The 6321-nt window shown below is 57.4% G+C and carries 4 protein-coding genes and 2 pseudogenes; 3 read left to right on the plus strand and 3 right to left on the minus strand.

What is annotated here, in order from left to right; genetic code table 11:
• The 3 genes and pseudogenes from EOA33_RS20475 to EOA33_RS20485 form a co-directional block, all read right to left on the minus strand.
• Positions 1–672: pseudogene (locus EOA33_RS20475) on the minus strand (IS3 family transposase); the annotation flags it as partial.
• Positions 673–2040: an IS110 family transposase gene (locus EOA33_RS20480; protein ID WP_127406423.1), complete on the minus strand. Its 1368-nt coding sequence runs from the start codon at positions 2038–2040 to the stop codon at positions 673–675.
• A 236-nt stretch (positions 2041–2276) separates the two neighbouring features.
• Positions 2277–2532, minus strand: a pseudogene (locus EOA33_RS20485) (transposase); the annotation flags it as partial.
• Positions 2533–3117: 585 nt separating this feature from the next.
• Between EOA33_RS20485 and EOA33_RS20490 the strand changes: the two are divergent.
• From EOA33_RS20490 to EOA33_RS20500, 3 genes are all read left to right on the plus strand, one after another.
• Positions 3118–3924, plus strand: a complete 807-nt coding sequence (locus tag EOA33_RS20490) for a GntR family transcriptional regulator (RefSeq protein WP_127406424.1) — start codon at positions 3118–3120, stop codon at positions 3922–3924.
• Positions 3925–4392: 468 nt separating this feature from the next.
• Positions 4393–5634 (plus strand): acetyl-CoA carboxylase biotin carboxylase subunit family protein, encoded by a 1242-nt coding sequence (locus tag EOA33_RS20495; protein ID WP_127406425.1) that lies wholly within the window; start codon positions 4393–4395, stop codon positions 5632–5634.
• Positions 5635–5920: 286 nt separating this feature from the next.
• Positions 5921–6321: aminopeptidase P family N-terminal domain-containing protein (locus tag EOA33_RS20500; protein WP_210212588.1), on the plus strand; the 401-nt coding region annotated here is incomplete at its 3' end.

Raw genomic sequence — 6321 nt, forward strand, 5'->3', positions numbered from 1 at the left:
TTGCTGTGGTGAGTGAACACAATCGGTGTTGCGACGACCACTTGAATCCGCCTTGGGATCCCTGGTCGGAGTGGTGCAGCAGGCTGTCGGGCTTGCCTCTCCTCCAGATCGCCATGATGAGAGCGTCGGTGACGAGCTGCGCGGTCATCTCGGCCTTCATCGCCCAGCCGACGACACGGCGGGAGAACAGATCGACGACGGCGGCAACGTAGATCCATCCTTCCGCAGTCCAGATGTAGGTGAAGTCGGCGACCCACTTCTGGTTCGGGGCCGATGCCTCGAAGGCGCGATCGAGGAGGTTGTCCGACACGGCGGCTCGCTCGCCGGTATCCTTCGGCAGTCCGCGCCGGCGTGGACGTGCCCGGAGGCCGTTCTCCCGCATGAGGCGTTCGATGCGATGCAGTCGCAGGAAAGCCCCTCTGCCAGAACGTCGTTCCAGACCCGACGCGCGCCGTAGGTGCGGTCGCTGCTCTTGAAGCTTCGGTCGATCCTGGAAACGAGGATCTCGTCATGCTGGGAGCGAACGCTAGGGCTGCGGTTGAGCCAGGCATGGAAGCCCGACCGAGAGACATCCAGCGCATCGCACAGCCATGCCACCGGCCAGACGCCCCGGTGCCTCGCGATGAAAGCGAACCTCATGTCACTTCCCTCGCGAAGTAGGCTGCGGCCTTCCTAAGAAACAGCGACGTCGGCGTCGCAGGGAACGGCTTGCAAAACGAAGCCCAGCGATTTGGCGCGCCGCTTCAGATTTGCGAGGACGCGGCTGCGATATTGTTCCTCATAGCGGTCGGCACCCGGATCCTTGTAGGTGATGCCGTGCCTGAGGGTGTTGTAGAACAGGACCGCAATCTTGCGGGCGGTCGCCGTCACGGCCTTCGCCTTGCCCGCACGAGAGGAAAGCCGACGATAAAAGGCGCCGAGCGCCGTATCGCTCCGCCCAATGGTCGTGGCTGCCAACCGCAACAATGCGGCTGCTCGACTTGACGATCTCCGTGTGCGCGAGGAGAGCACCTTGCCGCCCGAGATTTTGTTCCCCGGCGCAAGGCACAGCCAGGAGGTGAAGTGCTTCGCGGTCGGCCATGGCCTCAGATCAGTGCCGCACTCGCCAATGAGCTTCAACGCGAGTGACGGACCCAACCCATGGATCTCGGTCAGATCGACGCCAAGCACGCCGTATAGAGCGGTCCTCACATCGAACGATGGTGTATTGACCTGCTTGGTCTTCACCCGCGGTCTGCAGAGCTTGCCCACCGGCTTGGCCCCTTTGTCAGCCAGCGCCGCCATCAAGGATTCCAGCTTGCGATCACAGTCGAGCATCTTGGCCTGGTAGGTGTCGTAGAGCTCGAGCGACTGGGTCAGCGCGAAGACATGTTCGTCTCTATCGTTGCCCACCAGCGCGGCGCGGATCGTCTCGATGGAGGAATGGCAGCGCACATCGCGGTAGGTCGCCAACACGTCGGGATCGCGCTCGCCCGCGACAATAGCCCGGATAATCCGCATGCCGGTCGCACCGGTGATGTCGGAGACGACGTGATGAAGTTGCAGGTTCATCTCCATCAGGGCCTTTTGCATGTGCTGAATGTGGGCGGCGGCGTATTCCACGAGCCGCTCACGTTGACGCAGATAGGCGCGCAGGGTCGCAACCTCGGCATCAGGGCGGAAGCTCCCGCGTAACAGACCGTAGGAATGGAGCTGACGTAGCCACGCGGCATCGCTCACATCTGTCTTGCGCCCAGGCACGTTCTTGGCGTAACGCGCATTGACTAGAATGACCTCGAACCCGCGCTGCTCGAGAATCTCGTAGGCCGGGATCCAATAGACCCCAGTGGATTCCATCGCCACACTGGTCACCCCACACGCTTTGAACCAGTCCGCCAGATCGTGCAGATCCTGCGTAAATGTGCCGAACGCACGTACTGGCGTGTCAGTGCAGGTCGGGTTGACAGCGGCCATGTGCATTTTTGATCCAATGTCGATGGCGGCCGCACCAACGTTGATCGGCTTCAATTCCGGGCGGTCACCGGTCGTCCTTTTGGGCATAGCAAATCCTCCATACGATTGTCGGCAGGAGGGTCTGGGCTATGCTAAATCTTCATCTTCCTAATCGGGATCGCCGCAGGAACGGCGTCACCACTCTCAAGTTCGCATGCACCCATGGACCACGTTTTTTAACGGGGACTGTGCCTCCAATAAGCTGACGGCCGCTACCCTCCGAGGTACGAGGATAGCATGGGCTGTTTCTACCGCGCGCAAGCGGGCACCGGCCCGTGACAGTTTTTTAGGATGTCGCGCTCCGCCTTCAGTTTCGCGACTTCCTTGCGCAGCCGGTCAATCTCCTGCTGCTCCGGCTTCATCTGCCCATGACCGGGAAACGCACGCTGCGGATCGGCCGATAGCTCGCGCACCCATTTGCGCAGCACATTCTCGTGGACATCGAGGTCGCGGGCAGCCTGGGCCACCGCGTACGCCCCGATCCTTGATCAATCTCACCGCCTCAAGCTTGAACTCGCGGCTGAACTTCCTTCTTTGCATTCCCACTCTCCAGTTCCGTTAAACACCTTATCTTGGTGTCCACGAAACCGGCAGCAGGCCAGATCGCAGCAATTTCATGACGAGAAGCTCTAGCCCAGCGTTGAAGCGCGCTGTTTGGTGAGGAGATTGATCTCCCTTCCTATCACCAAGGAAATGCTTCATAACCGACAAGATTGTCGGTTTTGTCGCACCCGCGACACTGCGTTCTTTAACCTGGCCTTCTGCACGACTTATGTAACCCATTGAAGGGGGGTCGAATTTTTTTCGAGGCCTCGTTTGAGAAGTTGGCACAATTTTTGAGAGCCGATAGTGAGCTGCCCACCGATATTCAGGCCGCGGCTAGACATCGCTATCGAAGGGCCAAAGAGGGTAAGCAACATGTCGGGTCCGCGACGGGTATTTTTACAAGAACGAGCATCCACAAATCGAGCATCACTAAGGAGCGCACGCCGCCCTTGGCGCCCTTCCACGCAGCAGATTTTGATCGACGGCCGCGAGCGCAAGGCGGCTCCAATCCACATAGAGATCCACCATTCTCTCATCAAGGCGCGCGTTCTTGCTAGCGCACCTTTCGGGACTTGCTGAATGCCTAAGGTTTTAGCCAGTACGCTGCACGAAAAGGTTAGAAAAGAGATCACGCGGCGAGTAATCGAAAACAAGTACAAGATAGGGGAACTCTTGCCATCCGTCTCAGCGCTGACGGATGAGTTCGGCGTAAGTTCGATAACTATCAAGCGTGCGCTGCGAGATCTTCAATCCACGGGAATCCTGCGAACTGTCCCTGGGCTCGGCATTTTCGTGCGAGAGAGGCGAAGAGTCGTCAGTGAGCTAGGTTTTTGCTTTGCGCCATTTGGAGAAGCTCAACGACTTGGCCCCGGACGGCCAGTTCATTTGACATCGATCACAAGGGAAAGGATCGGCGATCCGGCCTTCAGTGCGTTTCATGCACCTACCGGAACAATGCTTTGTATACGAAATATCGTATCGGTCGACGAAATGCCAATCATGTTTGATACCTCGTACTTGCCCCTTTCCCTGAATGACAAAGTCGTCGACGAGTTCGGGGATAAGCTCGTAAGCGAGGCACTGCGCGATCAAGGGACATGCTTTCGCACGACAAAACTGCTTATCGATGCAGCACCAGCCTCAGAGGAGGCTCAGCAGGCATTTGGAATTCCTAATGGATATCCGACACTCCGACGTCTATACCAGTTGATCGCGGTAGACCCCTTTTTCTCGGTCTTTGGAATTGTCGAATCGCCATTTGATCGGCTGGCATGCTCGATAGAGTTGGACCTGGCTATAAGTAAGCGTCATAAGTCCGAGATCAACCGGCTTGACGAACCGTTCGCAGGAGATGGTCGGCAGCGCCACTTTGACGAGGGCGCCTGAGCCTCTAACCTGCGGGACAGCTCGGCGTCGCCACCGCCCCAGCATCTCCGGTACCCCCATGCGCTGCCTCGCGGACCAGCCGCTTAGTCCCTCACGATGTCAAGCACGACATCCTAAACTGCTCGTATAGTGTCCAGGCTGGAAAACACACCAATCTGTTTCGCGCCCTCAAGAACTCAACCGCAAAGGGCACGATCAGGTTTCAACGTTGACAAAGCGTGTAAGTCACTGGCGGTCAACGAGGATCGCATCCATGAATTAGAGCCTCTGATTCGTTCAGAAGCTCCATGCCGCCAGCTAACATGAAAACCCATGCAACAAATCCTTCAAATGAATTCGCAGCATCTTTGCATCTGCAGATCATTGACGGTGGTAGGGTCACCGCAGAGTCCGGGGTCAAGCACGGCTCAACAGCTGATGCCAATTTGTCTGCGGACTGTCGCACAACTTACAAGGGGGTTAACAGCCATGGCAAAAAGAGCGCTTATTCTGATTGAAGGCAGTAGTACGGGGACCGGTCTGCTGTTCGTCCAAGCGGCCCGGCGACTTGGTCTTCATCCGATTACTTTCTCAGCCGATCCAGCTTGGTATGACTATCTCGGAACAGAAGGCGTTGAGGCAATTCGCGTCGATACACACAACGTCGATGCGTTGATCCGCGAATGTTCGCGTCTAGCTGAGACCTATGACATTGCTGGCATTACTGGCTTTTCTGGCGCCGGCGAGTCGCTGTATGCGACAGTTGGCAAGCTCTGCCGGTATTTCGATCTACCGGGACCGGACCCCGCATCCATCGAACGATGCTGCGACAAATTCGTTCAACGTCAGCTCCTCGCGCAGGCCGGCGTTCCAATACCTGCTTATCGCCTGGCAGCGAATGCCACGGACGTAGAAAGCTCTGCCGCGGAGATCGGGCTGCCCGTGATTCTTAAGCCGGCGGTAGGAATCGGCAGCATCGGTGTTCGATTGTGCCGGACCGTCGATGAGATAGCCGAACATACAACCTATCTGTTGGGTGGGAAGCACATATGGCGGTCCCCGCCCAGGATACTGGTCGAAGAATTCGCGCAAGGACCGCATTACTACGCTCAGACAGTGGGAAATGAGGTCTTGGGGATTGCCGCCGCTGAGTTCGGTCCCCTACCACACTTTGTCTATCGTGAATCAACCTTTCCGGCCCCGCTGACTGATGATGAGCATGACCGTATCGCCGATGTCTCCCAGAGCAGTTTGCGAGCTCTTGGCCTTGGCTGGGGCCCAACGAGCATTGAATTCCGGTGGACGAGGCGTGGCCCAGTCGTCATTGAAGTCAACCCGCGTCTAGGGGGGGCGCCCGGACCTCAACTGGTTCAGGCGGCTTACGGTGTCGACCTCGTCGCCGAGCACATCAAGCTTGTCACCGGCCAGGAAGGGGATTTGCGCAGAAGGCATTCGCAGCCTGCAGTTGTGCGAAACCTGCTTCCTGATCGCGATGGCATTCTCGATTGGATCGATGGCGAACATCGTGCGGCTGCTGTACCAGGTGTCGTCGAGGTCAAATTGCACGTTAAGCCTAAGACGCCGATCGTCAGGTATGGCGACGCTCGAGACCCGATCGGATTTGTCATCGCTGCTTCTCCCGACCTTGCGCAGACCCGGGCCATACTTCAGCATGCCGTTGATTTGATCGATTGGTCGATCACACCAATTCCAACAATGTCCGGGCCTTAGTTGAACGGCGTTCAATCTAGGCGCTCCCCCTTCTGCATTGAGACTGTAATTTTCGCAAGTGCTGTTGCCGTTATCCCCTTCAAATTGCCGGCCGCCTTCCGATCGATTTGTTGGCCCCGTTGAACTTTCGCACACTCAGGAGAAATACATGACACGTTGTGATGTGGATAACGAGGGAAACTTGCGCTCATCACGATCTGTCGCGTTGACAGCGAGGCCATTGCCTCCTTCTCCCTCTGTCCCGCCGGCCGAACTTGACTTGCGGATCAGTCGTGCGCGGAACGAGATGATGCGTAGCGAAATAGATGTCTTGGTTCTTACGGACCAAAAGAACGTCGAATACTTCAGCGACTATCGGACTCTCTCGTGGGGCTACAAGGCTAGGCCCGTCCTGGCTGCGATTACACACGATGGTTTGCTCGTTGTGGCCAGCATCCCCGAGTCCAACTTCATCGAAAGCGCGCCGCGCTTGTTTTCAACTGTTTTATATGATGGCTATCTGCCCGAGGCCGTAGATGCCCTTGCAGATGAGATCGTGGCGGTACCAGCTCCAGCCCGCCAACGTATCGCGGTTGATTACGGACCAGATATGCTCGGACGCGGATCACTTCGCTTGGTCGATCGGCTTAAGGACATTGCATCTGATCGTATGGTGAAAAGCGCCAATGACGTCTTGTGGCGGGGGCG

The sequence above is a fragment of the Mesorhizobium sp. M4A.F.Ca.ET.050.02.1.1 genome (assembly GCF_003997725.1).
Taxonomy (GTDB): Bacteria; Pseudomonadota; Alphaproteobacteria; order Rhizobiales; family Rhizobiaceae; genus Mesorhizobium.